Raw genomic sequence first — 24,167 nt, forward strand, 5'->3', positions numbered from 1 at the left:
TATTTAGTCTGACGCCTAAAGCGTCTGGAAGCACGTGACTTCAGTCATGTGAGGACATAATTCACATGATTGTAAAGAGAAATTTACTTGACAATCTCGGGCCTATCCTTTAATATAACTTTTGGATTATACCAAATAGATAATGACCGGGAATCTATCAAGAAGAATGGTTGATTTCCGGTTTTCTTATGTGGACATCATGGTCAGGAGTGCCCGCAGACTGGATGGAACAGGACGGACCGGATATATCTATAATTGGAAAAATGGACATATACAGATGCGAAACCATGCAGAGACTGGCACTGTAACAGGCGTCAGCATTGGCATAAGCCGATGTAGGGGCGAAAGCTTTTACGCGTGGTTTCGTATCTTTTTTAGTTGGTAACTTTTTTACATGAAAGGAGCTGAGTATAGTTGGCAGAGGTTTCACTTGAACTGAAAGAGATAAAGAAAAGTTTTACAGAAGGCGAAGCAGTTCTGGATAATATCAGTCTTGAAATCAGTAAAGGAGAGTTTATTACTTTGCTGGGATCTTCGGGATGCGGCAAGACGACAACGCTGCGAATCATTGCCGGTCTGGAACAGCCCGATGCAGGAAGTGTCTGGCTGGACGGCAGAGAAGTGACAGGCTTGGAGCCGAACCAGAGGGATGTGAATACGGTATTTCAGAATTATGCGCTCTTTCCGCATATGAATGTTGCGGAGAATATTGGCTATGGTCTGAAGCTGAAAAAAGTTCCTAAGAGTGAGATCAGGAAAAAAGTTTCTCAAATGCTGGAACTGGTTCAGCTTGAAGGATATGAAAAAAGAAAGCCTTCCGAACTCTCGGGCGGTCAGAAACAGAGAGTTGCCATTGCGAGAGCACTGGTGAATAATCCCAAGGTACTGCTTCTGGATGAGCCGCTGGGAGCACTGGATCTGCAGCTTCGCCGTGCGATGCAGATAGAACTGAAGCATCTGCAGAAGAAGCTGGGAATTACATTTATCTATATCACTCATGATCAGGAAGAAGCTATCAACATGTCTGACAGGATCGCGGTGATGAAGGACGGACGTATTGAGCAGATCGGAACACCGGATGAGATTTATAATCATCCAAAGACCAGTTATGTGGCAACATTTGTAGGAAATGCCAATATCCTGCATGGGGCTGCAGAGAGTATTCAGGGACAGAATGCAATCGTAAAAATTGGAAATGACAAGGTAATTGTAAAGCTTGAAACAAGTCAGCAGAATACAGAGGATACAGGGGGAAAACAACACCTTGCAGCAGGAGAGAAAGTAACTCTGGCTGTGAGAAGTGAAAATATATTGTTGCAGGAAGCTGCTGTAATCGGTAACACTGGTACAGATAACGGAGACACTGTTGATATAAGGGTGGCAGGCGGGATTTCAGATATACATGATGCGAATAGTATATCGGGCTTACAGGCAACTGTTACAGAGAAGAACTTTGCAGGAGGTCAGCTTCGTGTAACTCTGAAGCTGAGTGATGGTACACAGTTGATCGCCAGCAGATACGGAATCGACGCATCTGTCGCAGAAGGTCAGACAGTAAGATGCAGTTTTCTGCCGACAGATGCAGTACTGGTAGACAGGGAGGACATTCATGAAGAAGCGTAGAAACCATTCTGACAGTTCTGCATGGATGGCACTTCCACTGTACATTTTTACCATTGTATTTGTGGTATGCCCCCTTATCTATATGGTGGCGCTGAGTTTTGCTACGCCGTCCAGAGGATTTGGGGTGACCTGGAAATTTACGCTGGACAATTACAGAAATATTCTGGAACCTGTATACCTGAATACATTTGTGGAATCACTGAAACTGGCATTTACCAGTACGATAGTGATCGCTTTGATCGGCTATCCGTTCGGGTATTTTATGGCGAGGCTGCCGGAGCACAGAAAGAAAAAGGCACAGCTTCTGTTGTCTACGCCGTTCTGGGTAAATTCCCTGATCCGTCTGTATGGCTGGATCATTATTCTGCAGAAAAAAGGACTTTTGAATTTTGTATTGATAAAACTCGGGATCATTGAGAAACCGCTGTCCATCCTGTACAGTTATCCGGCAATTGTAATCGGTATGATTTATGTGCTTCTCCCGTTTATGATCATGTCTGTATACTCCAGCGCAGAGAAGCTGGACTGGTCTTATGTGGAGGCTGCCAGAGATCTTGGTGCATCCAGACTGCAGGCATTTTTTACCATAACACTGAAGCTTACACTGCCCGGGCTGCTTTCGGGTGTGATCCTGACTTTCGTGCCATCCATGGGACTGTTCTTTATTGCAGATATCCTGGGCGGAAATAAAGTGGTACTTGTCGGAAGCCTGATCCAGGATCAGATGACAAGAGGAAGTAACTGGCCATTTGCAGCAGCACTTGCTGTGGTGATGATGGTACTTACAACTGTACTGATCATGATCTACAGGAAAGTGACAAATGCCAGAGAACTGGAGGGAATCGGATGAAAAAGAATTCAAGATTTGCCGGATTTTATATGGGGCTGATTTTCTTTCTGATGTATCTCCCTATTGCAGTAGTGATCGTTTTCTCATTTAATGAATCCAAACTGCCGGTGAAATTTACAGGCTTTTCCCTGAAATGGTATCAGGAACTGATCCATGACAGAGCAATGCTGGAAGCGTTGGTGAACAGTCTGATTCTTGGGGTATTAAGCTGTCTGGTTAGTGCAGTGATCGGTACTCTGGGCGCAGTTGGGTTATCAAGGATTCACTGGAAGTCAAAAGGGGCACTGGAATACATTTCCATATTGCCGTTAATGATACCAGAGATTATCCTTGGTATGGTGCTGATGGCATTCTTTTATATGCTGAACCTGCCCTTTGGCATGCTGACACTGTTAATAGGCCATACGGTATTCTGTGTGCCTTATATTCTAATGGAAGTGAAGGCAAGACTGGCAGGCATGGATCCGGCACTGGAAGAGGCAGCAAGGGATCTGGGTGCGGGACCGTTCAGGGCTTTCCGGGATATTACGCTGCCCTTAATTATGCCGGCGGTAATTTCAGGTTCGCTGCTTGCGTTTGCCATGTCTATGGATGATGTGGTAATAAGTATTTTTGTAAACGGACCGCGTCTGTCTACGCTGCCGATCAAGGTGTACACACAGCTGAAAACGGGAGTGACGCCGGAGATCAATGCGTTGTGTACCATTCTGCTGGCAGCTACACTGGTTATTTTTATTGTTTATTCACTGATAACAAAGAAGAAAAAATAAATGCTATAGCAACAAAAATAGAATACATTCAGAGGAAGGAAAAGATGATGAACAAACTGATTGAGTTAAAAAATCTGACCAAGAATTTTGATGATCAGCAGGTTTTGCGCGGCATCAATCTGGATATTTACGAAAAGGAATTCCTGACGCTTTTGGGACCCAGCGGATGCGGAAAGACAACCACCCTTCGAATCATTGCAGGCTTTGAAGAACCAAGTGACGGAGAAGTACTGTTTAACGGGATTGAGATTTCCAAGCTTCCCCCGTACAAGAGAGAGGTTAATACTGTGTTTCAGAAGTATGCTCTTTTTCCTCATTTAAATGTGGCGGAGAACATCGGTTTCGGGCTGAACCTGAAGAAGGTCGATAAAACTGTCATCGCCCAGAAGGTGGAGCGTATGCTGAAGATGGTTGGTCTGGAAGGCTTTGGGAAAAGAGATGTAACTCTGCTCTCCGGTGGACAGCAGCAGCGAGTGGCCATTGCCAGAGCTCTGGTAAATGAGCCGAAGGTTCTGCTTTTAGATGAGCCCCTGGGTGCACTGGATGCAAAGATCCGTAAACAGATGCAGGTAGAATTAAAGAAAATCCAGCAGGAAGTCGGCATCACTTTCATTTATGTTACCCATGACCAGGAAGAAGCCCTGTCCATGTCAGATACGGTTGTTGTTATGAATAACGGTGAGATTCAGCAGATTGGCTCTCCTACAGATATCTACAATGAGCCGGAAAACCGTTTTGTTGCAGGCTTTATCGGTGAATCTAATATTATCGAGGGAACCATGATCCGTGATTATCTGGTTGCTTTTGACGGATTTGAGTTTGAATGTGTGGATAAGGGATTTGAAGATAATGAAGAGATTGAAGTTGTATTAAGACCTGAGGATCTGGATATCGTAGATCCCGGTCAGGCAAAGATCAGGGGAATCGTGCGCAATATTACCTTCAAGGGTGTGCATTATGAAATCCTGATCGAGACAGAACTTCGTACTTATATGGTTCATACCACAGATTATGCGGAAGTCGGAAGGGAAGTGGGACTGAAATTCGGGCCTGAAGACATCCATGTTATGTGTAAGATGGGAAGCTACTGATGAAACAGTACAGAAGTCTTATCAAACCATATCTTGTGTGGGCATTTGTGGTCATTGTCATCCCGCTGATACTGATCGCATTATATGCATTTACAGAAGACGGAAACGAGGTGCTGACGTTCTCCTTCACCCTGGAGAATTTCCGCAAATTCCTGGAAGCTACGTATATGAGCGTTATTTTCAAATCCTTTAAGCTTGGAATCCTGACGACGGTCATCTGTCTGGGGCTTGGCTATCCGCTGGCATATATTATTTCCAAATGTCCGGAAAAATCCCAGAGTCTTCTAATCCTGCTGGTAACTATTCCGGAATGGATCAATATGCTTCTGCGTACTTATGCATGGATGAACCTGCTGTCGGACAATGGTATCATCAACCATTTGCTTGGATTACTGGGGATTTCCCCGGTGACAATGATGTATACGGACTTTTCCGTAGTGGTTGGTCTGGTCTGTAACTTTATGCCATTTATGATCATTCCGATCCACACATCCCTGAGCAAGATGGATAAATCCTTTATCGAGGCTGCCTATGACCTGGGTGCAAATAAATTCCAGACCTTCACAAAGGTTATCTGGAAATTGTCCATCCCCGGTGTGCTCAATGGAATCATGATGGTATTCCTGCTGTCTATTTCCACATTCGTTATTCCGAAACTTCTCGGAGGCGGACAGTACATGCTGATTGGTAACCTGATCGAGTCTCAGTTTATCTCAGTTGGTGACTGGAACTTCGGAAGTGCGATTTCTCTGATTCTGGCTGTGCTCATTCTGATCTTTATGAGCCTGATGAAGAAGATGGATAAAGATGAATAAGGGAGGACGGCATGAAACGTAATAATAAATTTTTCTCAATGTTATATGTAGTACTCTGCCTTGCTTTCTTTTACCTGCCAATCTTGGTGACGATGATCTTTTCCTTTAATTCATCCAAGTCACTGACCAGATTTACAGGCTTTTCTCTGCGCTGGTATCAGGAACTTCTCGGTAACGGGGAAGTAATTAAGGCAGTTTATGTATCTGTTACCATTGCGATCATTGCGACCATTGTTTCTACAATACTTGGAACCATTACAGCGATCGGTTTATCCAAATCAAAGAAGGTAATCAAGGAACTGCTTTTGAATATTAATAATATCCCGATCCTGAATCCTGAGATCGTAACTGCCATCAGTCTGATGCTCTTGTTCTCTTCTCTGGGATTTCGAAAAGGATATCTGACTATGCTGCTGGCACATATTGCGTTCTGCACCCCGTATGTAATTACCAGTGTTTATCCGAAGGTAAGGGCTCTGGATCCGAATATGGCAAATGCTGCCATGGACCTTGGGGCAACACCTTTTCAGGCTCTGACAAAGGTTATCGTGCCGATGATCAAAGAGGGTATTTTCGCAGGCGCGCTGCTTGCATTTACCATGTCATTTGATGATTTCGTTATTTCCTATTTCGTATCAGGAAATGGTGTAAAGAATATCTCTATTGTTGTATATAATATGACAAAGCGTATCAATCCGACGATCAATGCTTTGTCAACCATCGTGATCGTAGTCATCATCGTGGTACTGCTTTTGTCCAATCTGCTTCCGAAGTTTAAGAATAAAGCCAGAAAGCTGAACAGGAAAGCAGTAAAAATTGTCTCTGTAGTTCTGGTTGTTGCCGTTATGGCAGGGCTGATCAAATGGGGATTCGTGGCGCAGTCCACTCATGTGCTGAAAGTTTACAATGCAGGAGAGTACATGGATCTTTCTCTTCTTGAGGATTTCGAAAAAGAATATGATTGTACCATCGTATACGAGACTTTTGAGTCAAATGAGATGATGTACACCAAGCTTTCAAGCGGTGAGACTTATGATGTGCTGATCCCGTCTGATTACATGATTGAGAGACTGATCAAAGAAGAATATCTGCAGGCACTTGACTGGAAAGAAATTCCGAATAAGAAAAATCTGCTGAATGATGTCATGAACCAGAGCTATGATCCGGGCAACCGTTATTCCTGTCCGTATTTCTGGGGAACAGTAGGAATCCTTTATGATAAGACAGTAGTAGATGAGGCTGATCTGAAAGATGGCTGGAATCTTCTGTGTAATCCGAAATATAAAGGAAATATTTACATGTATGATTCTGAGAGAGATTCCTTTATGATAGCATTAAAGGCACTTGGGTATTCCATGAATACTACAAATGAGGCTGAGATCGAGGCGGCTTATCAGTGGCTGATCAATCAGCGTGACACTATGGATCCGATCTATGCAGGCGATGATGTGATCGACAACATGATTTCAGGAAACAAAGCGCTGGCAGTTGTGTACTCCGGAGATGCATCTTACATTATCAGTGAAAACCCGAATCTGGACTACTTCACACCGGAACAGGGAACCAACAGATGGTATGATGCAATGGTTATCACAAAGGACTGCAGCGAAGTACAGCTTGCCCATAAATTTATTAATTTTATGATCAGTGATAAATCTGCTCTTTCCAATACGGAAGAAGTAGGGTATACTTCTACAGTGAAGAGTGCTTTTGAAACCATGAAGGAGGGGGACTATGCCGGGATCAGTTCTTATATTCCGGATACAACCAACCCGAATAACGAAATCTTTGCTTATCAGCAGCCAAAGATCAAGCAGAAATTTGCGGAACTCTGGACAAAAGTAAAAGCAAAGTAAAAAAGGATAGCCGCTGTCTGCCGATACGGTGGAAGGTGGACAGTGACTGATGCAGACTACAATGCAGAGCATAAGAAGGGAGATCATTTATGAAAAAAAGAGTACTTGCAGTAGTTATGTGTGCATTAATGGCCGGATCTGTATTTACCGGATTTAAGGATGCAGGAGATGATAAAGAACTTGTACTTTTTACATGGGAGGGAATGTTCCCGCAGGAAGTTCTGGATGATTTTGAAAAAGAGACAGGAGTTAAAGTTGTTTATTCAAACTTCGATACAGATGAAACCATGCTTGAGAAGCTTTCCATGGCAAAGGGCGGCGACTATGATATCGTAATCGCAGATGATTATATTCTGGAAACTGCGATCCAGGAAGGACTTGCAGAGAAGCTTGACAAGGATTCTCTGGAGAATATCGAAAATATCAACCCATTATATCAGGGACAGTTCTATGATCCAGACGATGAATACACAGTTCCTTACGGAGCAGGCATCCCGCTGATCGTTTATGATCCGGAACAGGTGGATATTGATATCAAAGGATATAAAGACCTCTGGGATCCGTCTCTTGAGGACAGCATTGCACTGACTGCAAACTATCGTGTGATCAATGGTATCACCCAGCTTTCCATGGGCGAGAGCATGAATGAAGAGGACGTTGACGTGATCAAGAAGACAGGAGAGAAGCTTCTGGAACTTGCTCCGAATGTACGTCTGATCCAGGATGACAATACACAGAATGCACTTCTCAACGGAGAAGCAAGTGTTGCATTTCTTTATACCTCTCAGGTAACAGCTGCTCTGGCTGAGAATCCTGATCTGAAGGTGGTATATCCGGAAGAAGGACTTGGATTTGGTATTATGGGTATGTTTATTCCAAGTGAAGCGCCGGATAAAGATGCGGCATATTCTTTCATGGATTACATCATGCAGCCGGAGGTTGCAGCGAAATGCACAGACTATATCGGCTATTACAGCACAAATAAAGCAGCAGATGAGCTGGTAAATCCGGATCTGGTAGTTCCGGATGACGTTACAAAGGGCGAGATCGTCCAGAATGTAAGCCAGGACGCAGACGCACAGTATCAGAAGAACTGGACTGAATTTAAGGCTGCCTGCGACTAAGGGGTTAATCAACTAAGGAGTTAATATGGATGTTTACAAGGGAACCGGTGCCTTTTCCGGAATTGCCATCGGTAAGATACTGTATTATCATAAAAGCGAATATCAGATGCGCCAGTACGAGATCACAGATGTGAAAACAGAGCTGAATATTTTCCGGCAGGCGCGCACCAGAGTCATGGAACAGCTGGAGGATTTATATGAAAAAAACTGCATAATTCAGGGAACCCAGGCAGAGATTTTTCTCAGACAGAAGAATCTGCTGGAGGGAAAAAGCTTTCAACGTGCCATTGAGAGTGTCATACAGAGTGAAAAAGTAAATTCTGCCTATGCGGTAATGACTACAAGGGATGAGATGCTTAAGACTTTCAGAACTCTCGAAGAGCCTGCGATTAAAGAACGGCTGGATAATATGCGGGAGATTTCCGACCGCCTGATCGGTGAACTGGGAGGTATCTCTCCCAGGATAGATCTTGGGGATGAGCCTGTGATCGTTGTGACGGAGAGTATCACGCCAACAGAACTGATGGAGATGGATAAGGATAAACTGATGGCTATTGTTACCCATCATGGTTCCGACATGTCTCATGCTGCCATTATGGCAAAAACAATGAATATACCGGCGCTGCTGGAAATTGACACAGATTCGGAGTGGGACGGACGGCAGGCTATTGTGGACGGATATACCGGAACTTTGTATATTGATCCGGATGAAGAGGTAAAAAAAGAATATGAGATCCGCAGGCAGGCTGATAAAGAAGAAAGAGAAGAGCTTCTGAAATTAAGGAGAGAACCGGATATCACAAAAGATGGCAGAAAAATTGAAATCTATGCCAATATCGGAAATATGGACGACCTGAACAGTGTGCTGTATTACGGAGCTGCCGGGATTGGTCTTCTGCGCAGTGAATTCCAGTATCTTGGAAGAGAAAATTATCCTCGTGAAAATGAGCTGTTTCTTGCATACAAAAAGATTGCGGAGACCATGGGAGAAAAGCTCACTGTGATCCGTACGGCAGATCTCGGAGCAGACAAGCAGGCAGAATATCTGAATATCCCGGACGAGACAAATCCAATCATGGGGAACAGAGGAATCCGTCTCTGCCTTGACAGAAAAAGAATGTTCAAGGCACAGCTTCGGGCAATTTTCAGGGCGAGTGCATATGGAAACCTGGCGCTGATGTATCCGATGATCAGCTCAGAAGAGGAAATGGATGAGATTGAAGAAATTATCCGGGAAGTAAAGAGCGGGCTGGATGAAAAAGGAATTCCGTATAAACATATTAAGACAGGAATCATGATCGAGACTCCGGCAGCAGTCATGATCAGCCGGGAGCTTGCCAGAAGAGTGGATTTCCTGAGTCTTGGAACCAATGACCTGAGTCAGTATACACTGGCGATGGACAGACAGAATCCGCTTCTGCGCAAGAAATATAATGACCATCACCCGGCAGTGCTGCGTATGATTCAAATGGTGATCGAAGCGGGACATGCAGAAAACAGACGTGTCTGTATCTGCGGGGAACTTGCAGCAGACACTGCTCTGACAGAAGAACTTCTGAGGATGGGTGTGGACTGTCTCTCTGTAGTGCCGGCATGTATTTTGCCGGTAAGAAAAGCACTGAGACAGGTAGATCTGTCGGGAGATGATAAAGGTGCGTAAATTTGGTGAAAAGTAAAGTAGTATTACTTCCCTGTCGGGAATATGATGAAGAAAAAATCTATATGCTTCTGAAGCAGGGGCTGGATTTTCTGGGTGGAGTGGAGACTCTGATTCCAAAGGATGCGAAGATCCTGCTGAAGCCGAATCTGCTGAAAAAAGCAGAGGTAGAGAAAGCAGTGATCACACATCCGGTTGTAGTAGGAGTTTTTGCGGGAATCCTGCGTGAAAGTGGGTATGAGAATATTGTGCTTGCAGATTCCTGCGGTCATGGAACCACTCAGGCAGTGATCCGCGGAACAGGAATGGATACTTATCTTGAGAAATATCATATTCCGGCTGTTGATTATTCTGAGGGCGTGAAAACTGCTTATCCGCAGGGAGTCCAGGCAAAGGAATTTATCCTGCCAAAAGAACTGTTGGAGCAGGACTGTGTGATTTCCCTGAGCAAGATGAAAACACATGCATTAGAACGTATCACCGGTGCGGTTAAGAACAGCTATGGGTTTGTATATGGATTTCATAAAGCGAAGGGGCACACGCAGTACCCGAGTGCAGACAGCTTTGCCAGAATGCTTATTGATCTGAATAAATGTGTGGCACCGAAGCTGTATGTGATGGATGGGATTGTGGCCATGGAGGGCAACGGACCGGGTTCGGGAGATCCGGTTCCTATGAATGTACTGCTGATGTCCACAGATCCGGTTGCACTGGACAGTGTATTCAGCCGTCTGGTTTATCTGAAACCGGAGATGGTTCCGACGAACTATCATGGCGAGAAAATGGGACTTGGTACATGGAAAGAAGAGGAGATTACCCTTCTGACACCAGACGGGGAGATTTCCATGGCAGAGGCAGTGAAAAAATACGGAAATCCGGCTTTTAATGTAGACCGTACAGAAGTGCGAAAGAATATCTGGACAAGAATGGCGGGAGCGTTAAATATTTTTCAGAAAAAACCATATATAGAAGCTGATAAATGTGTTCGCTGTGGGATCTGTGTGCAGAGCTGTCCGGTTCCAGGGAAAGCTGTGGATTTCAGAAAAGGCAAAGGAAAGCCGCCGGTATATGATTACAGAAAGTGTATCCGCTGTTTCTGCTGCCAGGAGATGTGCCCGAAGAAGGCAATCAAAGTGAAGTAGATGAAAAGCAGATAATAAAAAGCGCAACTGTTTATAGAATTGCCATGGTATTTTCGCAGAATCAGGACAGAGGAAAGCCGGACAATTACCAAAAAGCACATAACAGAGGATGAGAGTATCTCGGATTGAGACAGATTCTATCCTAAGTTATGTGCTTTTTTTGAGTCATATCCCTCTTTAACCGAATCAGGAAAGTTCCCTGCTTTGGCTGCGAATATTCGTTATTCGTCTGACTATGGCTGTCGAAGATACAAAATCTATCTTCCGAGGCTTCTGCTTATCTCGTGGATGAATTCCGGAGTAGTACCACAGCATCCTCCGACAACAGACGCACCATTTTCGATCAGAACCTTCATATGTTCTGCAAAGCTTTTGGCGTCCATACTGTAAATGGCATTTCCCTGATCATCAATCGTCGGCATACCGGCATTAGGTTTGGCGATGACAGGAATGGATACGTTCTCTTTGATATTGCGGACAACGGATACCAGCTGGTCAGGTCCTACAGAACAGTTGATCCCAACTGCCACAGCACCTGCACCCTCAAGGGCGATCGCAGCCTCCACAGCATTTCCTCCGCTGAAAATGCTTCCGTCAGCTTCTACGGTCATTGTACACATTACAGGAAGAGAACTTACGGATGCAGCAGCATCCAGTGCAGCAAGTGTTTCCTCGATATTGATCATGGTTTCCGCAGCGATCAGATCAACACCTGCATCTTCAAGAACCTTAATCTGTTCACAGTATGTTTCATATGCCATCTCATAGGTGAGATCACCGGCAGGCTCCATCATCTTGCCTGTTGTGGTAATATCACCGGCAACATAGACCTTATGTCCTACTGCCTCTCTGGAAATATTTACAAGTGCATGGTTCATTTCCGCAAGCTTATCCTGCAGTCCGTGAAGTCCGAGACTGTAACGGTTTCCGCCGAAAGTAGGTGCGTATACGATCTGGCTTCCTGCTTCAACATAAGCCTTTTGCAGATTCTGCAGAACTTCTTTGTGCTCCATGATCCATGCTTCTGTACAGATTCCTCTTGGCATTCCGGCGGCCATAAGATTGGAACCGGTAGCACCGTCGAGCAGTACAACATCCTGTGTCAGCTTCTGAAATTCTTCTCTAGTCATGGAAATTTCCTCCTGTGTTTTTCTATGAAAGTCCTGAGTGGCTGCCATGAATCAGTCATGTCTGCATGGGTAAATTCGTGGATACCGGACAGGATGACTTTCATATACTGTGACATTATAGCACAGCTTTCAGGATAAATGGAGAAAATTAATAAATTTTTATTTCATATGATGCAGTAAAAATTTCATTCTTGTCCAGAGTGTTGATATATTTCTTTTCCGGAAGCTCGCCCTTAAATCCAAAATCATCACAGCGTCCCATCCATGGTTCAAGACATACAAAAGGAGAACCCGGGACGGACCAGATGCCAAAGCTTGGAAATCCATGACAGATTAGTTCCACATAAGGAGTTCCGTCAGGGAAAGCGATACCGGCCTTTTCAATCTGGTCATCAAAAATAAGGGCATCTTTGTCAAACATGTGAGCATCAATAAGGCAGGAACCATTCTCAAGCTCCAGTGTATAAGCTTTATCTGCGACCGCGGTGCCTGATGACATGTCGATCAGCAGATAGGAGAGGGAATCCCGGCCGTCGAAAGTAAGATGATATTGCTCCTGGGAGCCAATTCCTCCGGCAGGTACATTGAATGCAGGATGGCCGCCAATTGTAAAATACATGGTTTCATCATTAAGGCTGATCACTTCCCAGCATACACTGACCTGGTTCTTCTCCAGAACATGCTTGATCTTCAGCTCAAAATCATATGGATAATTTTCTCTTGTGGCATCAGAAGATTTCAGCCTATGGGTGATGGAATCAGCAGTCATATCCACGCAGGTAAATTCGCTGTCCCTGGCAAACCCATGCTGACTGGAGGGATATTCGACTCCATTAATACGATAGTGATCCTCAAAATGACGTCCCACATTAGGGAAAAGAACCGGTGCGTGGCGTTTCCAGTAAGCCGGATCTGCCTGCCAGATCACTTCTCTGTTATGTACTTTATCAAAAATGCTGCAAAGCTCAGCACCATGATCGTCTACAGATACTCTAAGATAGTCGTTTTCAATTGTATGGATCATAAATGAATCCTCCTTGATCGATAAATATTGTGTAACTGTTCAGCTGGCAGTATTCTGCAAATCACCGAAGGTGATTTGAAATGCATTTTGGTTCGTAACTGCGAAGGTACCGAATAGTCACGGACATTGATGTCCGGCAATTTTTAAAAAGGTTTTGATTGCTATAAGTTGATGCCGGAATCAATCTGTCTATAAGTATAACACATGGGCCGGATTAATTATAGTTATAAATATACAAAAATAGATCTGAAATGTCGTGGTAAATTGAAAAATACACTGATATAGTGACGAAATACAGAAATCATATGTGTAAAAACCACAATAAATGATTGACGAATAAAAAAATATTTGTTACAATTTACCTCAACGAGTCCTGCGGGACCAGAGCGTGTCTGAAAAATTGTGACGCACATCTTGCGTAAAGCATTTTTCAGACACACTCTAAGACATAATGAACAAAACGTGAAAACAAGGAGGTCATTGCTATGGCGAAAAAAAGAAATATCATTGTTGGACAATCAGGAGGACCTACTGCAGTAATCAATTCCAGTCTTGCCGGAGTTTATAAGAATGCCATTGAACGAGGATTTGACAAAGTATACGGAATGCTTCACGGCATTCAGGGACTGTTGGATGAACAGTATATTGATCTGTCAACACAGATTCATTCAGAACTGGATATCGAATTACTCAAGAGAACACCATCTGCATTTTTAGGTTCCTGTCGTTACAAGCTTCCTGAGATTCACGAAGATAAAGCAATTTATGAGAAGATTTTTGAGATCTTAAATAAACTGGATATCTATGCGTTTATCTACATTGGCGGAAATGATTCCATGGATACGATCAAGAAACTGTCTGATTATGCGATTCTCACAGGACAGACTCAGAAGTTCCTTGGTGTTCCGAAAACAATCGACAATGACCTGGCGCTGACAGATCATACACCCGGATTCGGAAGTGCTGCAAAATATATCGGCGCATCCACAAAAGAAGTGATCCGCGATGCACTGGGACTTACTTATAAGAAAAATATGATTACGATCATGGAGATTATGGGACGTAATGCCGGATGGCTTACAGGTGCCACAGCACTGGCAAAATCTGAGGACTGCGACGGACCGGATTTGATCTATCTGCCGGAAGTGCCTTTTGATGTTGAGAAATTCCTTGCAAAAGTAAAAGATCTTCTGAATAAAAAAGCATCTATTGTAATCGCAGTTTCCGAGGGAATCAAGCTGGCAGACGGAAGATATGTATGTGAGCTTGGAAGCGTGGGAGACTATGTGGATGCATTTGGACACAAACAGCTTCAGGGAACAGCCACTTATCTGGCAAACTTCCTGGCAGCGGAGTGCGGATGCAAGACAAGAGCTGTTGAACTTTCCACATTACAGAGAAGTGCTTCCCATATGGCATCCAGAGTGGATATTGATGAAGCATTCATGGTAGGTGGTGCTGCAGTTAAAGCTGCAGATGAAGGTGACACAGGTAAGATGGTTGTTATCGACCGTGTTTCCGATGATCCCTACATGGCAGCTACAGGTATCTACGATGTACACAGAATCGCAAATGAGGAGAAACTTGTTCCGAGAGAATGGATGAATAAAGATGCTACAAACGTAACTAAGGATTTTGTAGACTATATTAAACCTCTGATCCAGGGAGATTATCAGCCTATTATGGTAAATGGTATGCCGAGACATCTGGTACTGAACATGAAAAAAGGCAGAAAGAAATAATTGATGAAAATTATAAACGGGCAGCCGGGCAGATCAACTTATCTGTTTTGCTTCCCGTTTTTTCCTGTTATAATGAGATGTGAGAGAAAAATATAGATAAAGACCAGAATAAAGGACTGAGAAAACCTTAACAATAATAAGAATAATAAAATAAATCACTTTATGCAGAATGTATAAAAATTTTAGCTAATTTTAGCAGAATAACCTTGACGAAATGACACAAATTCTATAAAATGATTATGTGCGTATAAGAAACATATATTTACTTATGTGCGAAAGGTGTGGCTGTTCAGTTACTTCACAACAGAATGCTGAATAGTTACAAAAGAACAATAATTTAGGAGGAAAATGTAAAATGGCAAAATGGGTTTACATGTTTACAGAAGGTAACGCTAATATGAGAAACCTTCTGGGTGGTAAAGGTGCCAACCTTGCTGAAATGACAAACCTTGGTCTTCCTGTACCTCAGGGCTTCACAATCACAACAGAAGCTTGTACTCAGTACTATGAAGACGGAAGACAGATCAATGATGAGATCATGGCTCAGATCATGGAAGCAATCACCAAAATGGAAGGAGTTACCGGAAAGAAATTCGGTGACAAAGAAAATCCTCTGCTTGTTTCCGTTCGTTCTGGTGCGAGAGCTTCTATGCCAGGTATGATGGATACTATCCTGAACCTTGGTTTAAATGAAGACGTTGTTAACGTACTTGCTGAAAAATCCGGCAATGCTCGTTGGGCATGGGACTGCTACAGAAGATTCATCCAGATGTACTCTGATGTAGTTATGGAAGTCGGAAAGAAATATTTCGAAGAACTTATCGATGAGATGAAAGCTAAAAGAGGTGTTAAGCAGGATGTTGAACTTACTGCAGAAGACCTTCATGAATTAGCTGAACAGTTCAAAGCTGAATATAAAGCAAAAATCGGTGCTGATTTCCCAACTGATCCTAAGGAACAGTTAATGGGTGCTATCAAAGCCGTATTCCGTTCCTGGGACAACCCACGTGCGAACGTATATCGTCGTGACAACGATATCCCGTATTCCTGGGGTACAGCTGTTAACGTACAGATGATGGCATTCGGTAACATGGGTGATGACTGTGGTACAGGTGTTGCCTTCACACGTGACCCTGCTACAGGAGCTAACGGTCTGTTTGGTGAATTCCTTACAAATGCTCAGGGTGAAGACGTTGTTGCCGGTGTTCGTACACCTATGCACATCTCCGAAATGGAACAGAAATTCCCGGAAGCATTCGTACAGTTCAAACAGGTTTGCGAAACACTTGAAAAACACTACAGAGACATGCAGGATATGGAGTTTACTGTAGAGCATGGTAAACTGTATATGCTTCAGACACGTAACGGTAAGAGAACAGCTCAGGCTGCTTTAAAGATCGCTTGTGACCTTGTTGATGAGGGAATGAGAACAGAAGAAGAAGCTGTAGCTATGATCGACCCACGTAACCTTGATACTCTTCTTCACCCACAGTTTGATGCTGCTGCTCTGAAAGCTGCTACACCAATGGGTAAAGGCCTTGGCGCTTCTCCTGGAGCTGCTTGCGGTAAGATCGTATTCACAGCTGATGACGCTGTTGAATGGGCTGAAAGAGGAGAGAAAGTCGTACTTGTACGTCTTGAGACATCTCCGGAAGACATCACAGGTATGAAATCTGCTCAGGGTATCCTGACAGTTCGTGGTGGTATGACATCTCACGCAGCAGTTGTTGCCCGTGGTATGGGTGAGTGCTGTGTATCCGGATGCGGTGATATCGCTATGGACGAAGAAAACAAGAAATTCACACTTGCTGGTAAAGAGTTCCATGAAGGAGACTTCATTTCCATCGATGGTACAACCGGTAACATCTACGACGGAATCATCCCGACTGTAGACGCTACAATCGCTGGTGAGTTCGGACGCATCATGGCATGGGCTGACAAGTACAGAACAATGAAAGTTCGTACAAACGCAGATACTCCTGCAGATGCTAAGAAAGCTGTAGAGCTTGGTGCAGAAGGTATCGGTCTTTGCCGTACAGAGCATATGTTCTTCGGTGAGGGACGTATCGATGCATTCCGTGAAATGATCTGCTCCGAAACAGCAGAAGAGAGAGAAAAAGCACTTGAAAAAGTTCTTCCATATCAGCAGGATGACTTCAAAGGTCTCTTTGAAGCTCTGGAAGGTAACCCTGTTACTATCCGTTTCCTGGATCCGCCTCTTCATGAGTTCGTTCCTACAGATGAAGCTGACATCAAGAAACTTGCAGATGCTCAGGGCAAAACTGTAGAGCAGATCAAGACTATCATCGCTTCTCTTCATGAGTTCAACCCGATGATGGGACATCGTGGATGCCGTCTTGCTGTTACTTATCCTGAAATCGCTAAGATGCAGACAACAGCAGTTATCCGCGCAGCAATCGAAGTTAAGAAAGCTCATCCGGACTGGACAATCAAACCGGAAATCATGATCCCACTTGTTGGCGATGTAAAAGAGCTTAAATATGTTAAGAAATTCGTAGTTGAGACAGCTGATGCTGAGATCAAAGCCGCTGGTTCTGACCTTCAGTATGAAGTTGGTACAATGATCGAGATCCCGAGAGCAGCTCTTACAGCTGATGAGATCGCTAAAGAAGCAGACTTCTTCTGCTTCGGTACAAACGACCTTACTCAGATGACATATGGCTTCTCCCGTGATGATGCAGGTAAATTCCTCAACGCATACTATGACGCTAAGATCTTCGAGAACGATCCATTTGCAAAACTGGATCAGGTTGGCGTTGGCAAGCTGATGAAGATGGCTATCGAACTCGGCAAACCGGTTAACCCGAACCTTCACGTAGGTATCTGTGGCGAGCATGGTGGAGATCCGTCTTCTGTAGAATTCTGCCACAAGATCGGTCTTAACTATGTATCCTGCTCACCATTCCGTGTACCGATCGCTCGTCTTGCAGCAGCACAGGCAGCTATCGCTGAGAAGAATGCATAATTAACATAAAATATAGATTCATGCGCGAGCATGAGAGTGTCCAAACGTAAAATGGCTCCTGGAACTTTAGAAAAATCTGAAGCTCCAGGAGCTTTTTGATGTATTTGTAGTGAAACGTGGAATAATCATTTGTCAGAAAGTTTTAATTATGTGATCTTTGCATTTATGATCAGGAGATTTGATTTCAAAACTCCGGAATGCGAGGATGATGATACAGAGACAAAACTTTATACAAAAGCAGACGTAAATGTAAGAAAAGAAGCAGGAAAAATAGCCGGATAATTAAGATAGTTTATCTGATTATCCGGCTGTTTTTGTCTGGCTACATAGTAAACTTCATAGTAAAACAAATTGACGTTATATATGAAAAGTGATATAATGTACAATGATTTGACATAAAATATATAAAAAAAGTACAAAATACACAAAAATACTTACTGTAGAGGTGCTTCAATGTATGCAGAATTACAAATGGAACTGGAAACAAAAGAAATAAATTACAGGCAGTCATCAAATTTACAGGGAGTTATTATGGAAAATATTTCTCCAGAATATGCAGCCAGACTACATGGAAACCAGTTAAATCCTTATAGTCAATGTATCACGAGGGAAAATAACAGCACCATCTGGACAATAAAGACTTTGAATGAAGAAGCATATGAAAATATAATTATGCCGTTGTCTGAATGTACAGATATTTTTTTGAGAAAAAAGGGATTATCAATTTCTGTATGTAATAAAAGGATGCACTTGAAAAATGATAATGAACTTATCACAGAGTTTTATGAGAAGAAATGTCCGAAATATTTGGAGATAAAGTTTCAGACACCCACAGCTTTTAAAAGTGACGGAAAATATGTAATATATCCGGATTTGGGCTTAATATATGCCAGTCTTATGAGAAAATACAGTGCTGTTTCAGAAGCTTTTGATATGTTTGATGAGGAAACACTGGAGGCACTTGTTGAACAGAGTGAAATCGTGCGGTACCGTTTGCAGACAGTACCATTTCCATTGGAGAAAGTTCAGATCACAGGTTTTACAGGAAGTATCTGTATTCATATTAGAGGACCAGAAACAATGGCAAGATATCTGAGAATGTTATTTAAATTCGGAGAATTTGCCGGAGTGGGAATTAAGACAGGCATGGGAATGGGAGCAATGAAATACGTCAGGAGGAATGAAGATGATTGACCAGAAAATTAAGTTGATTACAGGAAGTCTGCTTCATGACATAGGAAAAGTAGTTTACCGGGAAGGCAGTGACAGAAGAAATCATAGTGTATCAGGATATGATTTTCTTAAAGAAGAGGGAAAAATAGAGGATAAAGAGATTCTTGACTGTGTAAGATACCATCACTTTTCAGAAATCAAAAGTGCACATCTGAAAGAGGATAATCTGGCGTACATCGTTTATCTGGCAGATAATATAGCTGCCTTTGCAGACAGGAGAAAAAAGGAAGACACTGAAGAAAAGGGTTTTGATCTGTCAGTCCCGCTTCAGAGCGTGTTTAATGTATTGAATGGAAATAACCAAAGTTTTTATTATCAGCCAGGTGATATGGATGATCAGGGGAAGATTAATTATCCTGCTTCTGAGAAAAAGCCATTTTCCAGAGAATTCTATATGAAAATCTGTCAGAGAATGTTAGATAATTTCAGAGGTATGAATTGGAGTGAAGAATATCTGAACTCCTTACTGGCCGTTATGGAAGCAAATCTTTCTTATATGCCATCCTCCACTTCAAATGAAGAATTAAGTGATATTTCCCTGTTTGATCATGTAAAATTGACTGCGGCAATTTCTAGCTGCATATATGATTATTTAAACGAAAATCATTTGAGTTATAAGACGGAATTATTTGATAAGAAGGATTTTTATGACAGGAACGCATTTCTCTTATGTTCTATGGATATTTCAGGAATACAGAGTTTCATATATACAATAAGCTCTAAAAATGCATTGAAAACTTTGCGTGCAAGGTCTTTTTACCTGGAAATTATGATGGAGCATATCATAGATCTTCTTTTAGACAGACTGCAACTGTCAAGGGCAAATCTTTTATACTCCGGAGGCGGACATTGTTATCTGCTTTTTGCAAATACAACGGAAACTGTTATACAGATTCAAAAATTTCAGGAAGAATTGAAGGAATGGTTATTGAAACAGTTTCAGACAGATCTTTTTGTTGCTTTTGGATATGTGCAATGTACAGGGAATGCATTCAGAAACGTTCCGGAGGGTAGTTATACAGAGTTATTCAGGAAAATGAGTAAAATGCTGTCGTTGCAAAAACAGCACAGATATACGGCGAGAGAAATAATTCGGTTAAATAATCGAAAAGAGCAGGATTATTCCAGAGAATGTAAGGTTTGCAAAAAAATCGGACATGTAGATGAAGAGGGAGTTTGCCCTCTGTGCAGAAAAATAGAGAAGCTTTCAAAAAATGTATTGTATGCAGATTTCTTCTCCGTTGTACTGGAAAATCCAGATGAAAGAGAAGATGCCATGCCACTGCCGGGAGGATATTGTCTGGCTGCAGACGATGAAAAAAAACTGTGCAGACGAATGGAAAATGACGATTATTTTGTACGAGCCTATTCTAAAAATAAGCTTTATACAGGAAAACATATTGCTACGAAGCTGTGGGTAGGAGATTATTCAACAGGAAGTACTTTTGAAGAATTTGCCCGGGAAGCTGAAGGCATCAGCAGAATCGGGGTATTGAGAGCAGATGTGGATAATCTTGGACAGGCTATTGTGTCAGGATTCCATAATGCAAAAAATGGAGACAGATATATGACATTATCCAGAACAGCTACTTTATCCAGACAGTTATCCTTATTCTTCAAGTATTATATTCGATTCATCCTGGAAAATGGAGAATATTCACTGGAAGGAAAAAATGGTGGAAAGAAAAGACAGGCTACAATTGTATATTCCGGAGGAGATGATGTATTTATTGTAGGTGCATGGAATGATATTATTGAACTTTCAGTAGATCTGAGAAGAAAATTTGAACAATATACTCAGGGAACATTAAGCATTTCAGCAGGCATCGGTGTTTATGATTTTTCTTATCCGATTGCTGCCATTGCAGAAGAAACCGGTATGATGGAATCAGAGTCAAAGAGAATGCCGGAAAAAAATGCAGTGACATTACTTCAGGATGGAGAGATTCATCTGGTGGATGACGGGGATGAAGAAAAAGAGATCAGCGATGGAACCTATTCATGGAAAGAACTGGAAGAAGGAGTTGTTCAGGAAAAATACAGGGCATTATGTGATTTTTTTGAAGGTATTGACGAAACCAGAGGAATGTCCTTCTTATACCGTATGATGGAGTTGGTAAGAGGACATGAGGAGAAGATCAATTTTGCAAGAATGATGTATCTTCTTTCCAGGTTGGAGCCGACAGAGGAAGGAACGAAAAAAGAAAAATACAGACAGTTGTCTCAGAAAATGTACAGGTGGATTCAGTCGGATCAGGATTGCAGACAATTGAAAACAGCAATTAATCTTTACGCATACATTCATCGCACAAAGGGGGAACACAGGGATGAGAATTAATGAGAATAACTATGTAGACAAAGCTGAAGAGGCGATTAAGAGTCTGGTTGAGGAATCAAAGCAAAAATGCAGAGGAAAAGTAAATATTGTAACTACATCTAAAATACGGAATCTTCTGGCAATGACCGCAGATATTTATAATCAGGTTCTTACATATACATCAGAAAAATTGGATGATGAAATTTGTGGAAGAATTGAGTATCTCAGAATTCGTTTCATATATGAATGTGGTCGGGAGCCAAAAGTAAAAGCATTTGTAAAACAGGCAGAAATTCTGGAGATTCTTAAAGAAATCAGACAGAGTAAAAAGAATTATCTGTTGTTCAGCAAATATATGGAAGCTTTGATTGCATTTCACAAATATTATGGTGGCAAAGAACAGTAGGAGGAAAGATTTATGTATGGAAAAATCAGGATTTCAGGAAATATTTTAGTAAAAACAGGAATGCATATTGGTGGAAGTGGTGCATTTGCTGCAATTGGAGCTGTGGATTCGCCAATCATAAGGGATGCCAGAACAAATCTGCCGATGATTCCCGGAAGTTCTCTGAAGGGGAAAATGAGAAGCCTTCTGGCAAAAGAATTCAATGAGCGTGTAGTGGAGCCAAATGAAGATCATGAACGTATTACACGACTGTTTGGCTCTTCAAAAAGGGGAAATATAAAAAGAAGCCGATTACTGTTTTCAGATATGGTTCTGAAAAATGAAGAAGAGTTACGAGATGCCGGACTTCAAAGTATGACAGAAGTAAAATTTGAAAATTCTATTTCCAGAGCTACTGCTGTGGCAAATCCCAGACAAATTGAACGAGCTGTCAGAGGTTCTGTCTTTAAACTGGATTTGATATATGAATTGGAAGAGGAACAGGAATTTTTGGAGGATATGGAAACTCTCGCAGAAGCAATGAAGTTATTGCAGTACGATTATCTTGGAGGAAATGGATCCAGAGGATATGGAAAAATCCAATTTCAGGATATTTATACAGATGCAGTTGTCGGCCATGTTGATAATACATTGCTGGAAAAATGCAATGCGATTCTGAATGAGGCTGTGAAAGAGTAGTCGGTGAAAGGAAGGATACTTTGAATTATACATTATACTGTTTGGAGTTTATAAATGGAGTCCATTTTGGCAGGGGAAATCTAGATAGTTCAGAAATCACTTTTCATGCAGATACGCTGTTTTCAGCTTTGTTTCAGGAAGCACTGAAAATGAAAAAACAGGATAGATTTCTGAAACAGGTGTCAGATGGAAAAATCATATTCTCTGATGCATTCCCATACATAGGAAAAAATTACTATATTCCGAAGCCAATGATTGCTGTTCAGACGGAGGATGAAAGCAAACAGGGAGATTCCCGTCAGAAAAAGAAATTCAAAAATTTGAATTACATCCCAGTAAGTACGCTCGCAGATTTTGTGAATGGAACTTTTCCGGAAGAACATATGGAGGATATGAAATATCTGGGACTTTATGATATGAAAGTTTCAGTAGGAATTCATGGAATGGAGGAGCCGGAACCTTTTCGGGTTAATACATGGCATTTTAATACAGGAACAGGTCTGTATGTGCTGGCAGGATATGAGAATGAAAGTGACAGGGAATTGTTAGACGAACTGTTCGAAAGTCTGCAATACACTGGTATAGGTGGCAAGAAAAGTTCCGGACTGGGAAGATTTGTATACAAGGTCTGTAAAGTTCCGGAAGATATGATGGGATATTTAAAGAAAAAATCAGAAAAAAACATTTTGCTTTCCACTGCGCTTCCTGAAGATGAAGAATTGGAACAAGTCATGAAAGGTTCTTCATATCTTTTAATAAAAAGATCAGGATTTGTAGATTCATCAGAATATGCATTGCAGCAAATGAGAAAAAGAGATCTCTATGTTTTTTCATCTGGTTCATGTTTTGCGCATACATTCAGAGGAAGAATCATTGAAGAAAGAAACGGTGGAAAACATCCCGTATTTCGATATGCAAAAGCTTTCTTCATGGGGGTATAATATGGAACGAAAATTAAAAACATATCAGATACATCTGAAAGTCAATGGACCGGTATTCGTAGGTGATGGAAACGAAATACAGAAAAAAGAATATATGTTTCTGAATAGAAATACCATAGGGGTGATAGACGGTGCAAAGTTCTATATGCTGGCTAAAAAACTTCATCTTCAGAATGATTTTGAACGTTTCATGATTGATGATACAAGAGAAGACTTGAAACATTGGTGTTTCAGAAACCATGTATCTCAAAATGATTTAAAAAACTGTATGAAATATGTAGAGAATGTGGGCGACAGATCAGAAGAAAAAGGAAAGCTTCAGGTAATGACCTGCATTACAGATCCATATGGGAATCCCTATATACCCGGAAGTTCTCTGAAGGGAATGCTACGAACAATTCTTCTGGGTAGAGATATTTTACAACACCGCGAGAAATATAGAACTGATACCAGACAGATCAGGAGTGATTTGGAAGTTAACAGGATTAACAGAAGAATCTTAAATAATAATATTGTAAAAATTGAGAAAAATGCATTCAATTCAGTAAGATCTTCAGGGAAAGAAACTGTTGATTTCGATATTATGTCAGGCGTTATCGTTGGAGACAGCGAACCCTTGTCCAGAGAAGATATTATTTTGTGCCAGAAATGGGAACAGCACACAGATGGTACATACAAAACATTGAATCTTCTGCGAGAGTGCATAAAACCGGGAACTGTCATTAAAAGTACATTGCTACGAAAATAAAACTCGTAGCCAAAAACTGAACCTTGACAACAAA

Annotated in this window: 20 protein-coding genes; 18 read left to right on the forward strand and 2 right to left on the reverse strand. The window is 42.0% G+C overall.

What is annotated here, in order from left to right; genetic code table 11:
• The first annotated feature begins 414 nt into the window (after positions 1 to 414).
• The 9 genes from LJE11_RS15760 to LJE11_RS15800 all read left to right on the forward strand — a co-directional run bounded on the left by LJE11_RS15760 (position 415) and on the right by LJE11_RS15800 (position 10,928).
• Positions 415 to 1,623, forward strand: coding sequence for an ABC transporter ATP-binding protein (locus tag LJE11_RS15760; protein WP_020993964.1), 1,209 nt, complete (start codon positions 415 to 417; stop codon positions 1,621 to 1,623).
• Complete coding sequence (locus LJE11_RS15765; protein ID WP_008703475.1) at positions 1,610 to 2,473, forward strand: ABC transporter permease; 864 nt, start codon at positions 1,610 to 1,612, stop codon at positions 2,471 to 2,473. The genes LJE11_RS15760 and LJE11_RS15765 overlap by 14 nt, the downstream gene beginning before the upstream one ends.
• A complete protein-coding gene (locus LJE11_RS15770) occupies positions 2,470 to 3,243 on the forward strand; it encodes an ABC transporter permease (RefSeq protein ID WP_008703473.1) in 774 nt (257 codons plus the stop codon). The genes LJE11_RS15765 and LJE11_RS15770 overlap by 4 nt, the downstream gene beginning before the upstream one ends.
• A 44-nt stretch (positions 3,244 to 3,287) precedes the next feature.
• Positions 3,288 to 4,334, forward strand: coding sequence for a spermidine/putrescine ABC transporter ATP-binding protein (potA, locus tag LJE11_RS15775; RefSeq protein WP_020993963.1), 1,047 nt, complete (start codon positions 3,288 to 3,290; stop codon positions 4,332 to 4,334).
• Complete coding sequence (locus LJE11_RS15780; protein WP_008703470.1) at positions 4,334 to 5,149, forward strand: ABC transporter permease; 816 nt, start codon at positions 4,334 to 4,336, stop codon at positions 5,147 to 5,149. Before potA ends, LJE11_RS15780 begins: the two co-directional genes overlap by 1 nt.
• Before the next feature lie 11 nt (positions 5,150 to 5,160).
• Complete coding sequence (locus tag LJE11_RS15785) at positions 5,161 to 7,005, forward strand: extracellular solute-binding protein (protein WP_008703469.1); 1,845 nt, start codon at positions 5,161 to 5,163, stop codon at positions 7,003 to 7,005.
• Positions 7,006 to 7,094: 89 nt separating this feature from the next.
• Positions 7,095 to 8,129 carry a polyamine ABC transporter substrate-binding protein gene (locus LJE11_RS15790; protein WP_008703468.1) on the forward strand — a complete coding sequence of 345 codons (1,035 nt, stop codon included), beginning with the start codon at positions 7,095 to 7,097 and terminating at the stop codon, positions 8,127 to 8,129.
• A gap of 25 nt (positions 8,130 to 8,154) precedes the next feature.
• Positions 8,155 to 9,789, forward strand: a complete 1,635-nt coding sequence (gene ptsP / locus LJE11_RS15795; RefSeq protein WP_008703467.1) for a phosphoenolpyruvate--protein phosphotransferase — start codon at positions 8,155 to 8,157, stop codon at positions 9,787 to 9,789.
• Between the two features lie 5 nt (positions 9,790 to 9,794).
• A complete protein-coding gene (locus LJE11_RS15800; RefSeq protein ID WP_227194585.1) occupies positions 9,795 to 10,928 on the forward strand; it encodes a DUF362 domain-containing protein in 1,134 nt (377 codons plus the stop codon).
• A 257-nt stretch (positions 10,929 to 11,185) separates the two neighbouring features.
• On the opposite strand, the gene LJE11_RS15805 is transcribed toward LJE11_RS15800, so the two are convergent.
• Positions 11,186 to 12,058: a homocysteine S-methyltransferase family protein gene (locus LJE11_RS15805; protein WP_020993961.1), complete on the reverse strand. Its 873-nt coding sequence runs from the start codon at positions 12,056 to 12,058 to the stop codon at positions 11,186 to 11,188.
• 148 nt (positions 12,059 to 12,206) lie between these two features.
• Positions 12,207 to 13,082: an aldose 1-epimerase family protein gene (locus LJE11_RS15810; RefSeq protein ID WP_008703462.1), complete on the reverse strand. Its 876-nt coding sequence runs from the start codon at positions 13,080 to 13,082 to the stop codon at positions 12,207 to 12,209.
• A gap of 485 nt (positions 13,083 to 13,567) precedes the next feature.
• Between LJE11_RS15810 and LJE11_RS15815 the strand changes: the two genes are divergently transcribed.
• The 9 genes from LJE11_RS15815 (at position 13,568) to csm5 (ending at position 24,133) form a co-directional block, all read left to right on the forward strand.
• The gene (locus LJE11_RS15815) at positions 13,568 to 14,824 is read left to right on the forward strand and encodes a 6-phosphofructokinase (protein ID WP_008703460.1); all 1,257 of its coding nucleotides are present in this window, start codon (positions 13,568 to 13,570) and stop codon (positions 14,822 to 14,824) included.
• 355 nt (positions 14,825 to 15,179) lie between these two features.
• A complete protein-coding gene (ppdK, locus tag LJE11_RS15820) occupies positions 15,180 to 17,810 on the forward strand; it encodes a pyruvate, phosphate dikinase (protein WP_055058049.1) in 2,631 nt (876 codons plus the stop codon).
• A gap of 129 nt (positions 17,811 to 17,939) precedes the next feature.
• The gene (locus LJE11_RS15825) at positions 17,940 to 18,092 is read left to right on the forward strand and encodes a hypothetical protein (RefSeq protein WP_008703383.1); all 153 of its coding nucleotides are present in this window, start codon (positions 17,940 to 17,942) and stop codon (positions 18,090 to 18,092) included.
• Positions 18,093 to 18,263: 171 nt separating this feature from the next.
• Positions 18,264 to 19,004, forward strand: coding sequence for a CRISPR-associated endoribonuclease Cas6 (gene cas6 / locus LJE11_RS15830; RefSeq protein WP_008703382.1), 741 nt, complete (start codon positions 18,264 to 18,266; stop codon positions 19,002 to 19,004).
• Positions 18,997 to 21,381 (forward strand): type III-A CRISPR-associated protein Cas10/Csm1, encoded by a 2,385-nt coding sequence (cas10, locus tag LJE11_RS15835; protein WP_020993950.1) that lies wholly within the window; start codon positions 18,997 to 18,999, stop codon positions 21,379 to 21,381. The genes cas6 and cas10 overlap by 8 nt, the downstream gene beginning before the upstream one ends.
• Positions 21,371 to 21,766 carry a type III-A CRISPR-associated protein Csm2 gene (gene csm2 / locus LJE11_RS15840; RefSeq protein WP_008703380.1) on the forward strand — a complete coding sequence of 132 codons (396 nt, stop codon included), beginning with the start codon at positions 21,371 to 21,373 and terminating at the stop codon, positions 21,764 to 21,766. Before cas10 ends, csm2 begins: the two co-directional genes overlap by 11 nt.
• A 12-nt stretch (positions 21,767 to 21,778) precedes the next feature.
• Positions 21,779 to 22,444, forward strand: coding sequence for a type III-A CRISPR-associated RAMP protein Csm3 (gene csm3 / locus LJE11_RS15845; RefSeq protein WP_008703379.1), 666 nt, complete (start codon positions 21,779 to 21,781; stop codon positions 22,442 to 22,444).
• A gap of 20 nt (positions 22,445 to 22,464) precedes the next feature.
• Positions 22,465 to 23,385, forward strand: a complete 921-nt coding sequence (gene csm4, locus LJE11_RS15850; RefSeq protein WP_008703378.1) for a type III-A CRISPR-associated RAMP protein Csm4 — start codon at positions 22,465 to 22,467, stop codon at positions 23,383 to 23,385.
• 1 nt (position 23,386) lies between these two features.
• Positions 23,387 to 24,133 (forward strand): type III-A CRISPR-associated RAMP protein Csm5, encoded by a 747-nt coding sequence (gene csm5 / locus LJE11_RS15855; protein ID WP_227296213.1) that lies wholly within the window; start codon positions 23,387 to 23,389, stop codon positions 24,131 to 24,133.
• The last annotated feature ends 34 nt before the right edge of the window (positions 24,134 to 24,167 follow it).

It is taken from the genome of Blautia sp. DFI.1.216 (genome assembly GCF_020594215.1).
Classification (GTDB): domain Bacteria; phylum Bacillota; class Clostridia; order Lachnospirales; family Lachnospiraceae; genus Blautia_A; species Blautia_A wexlerae.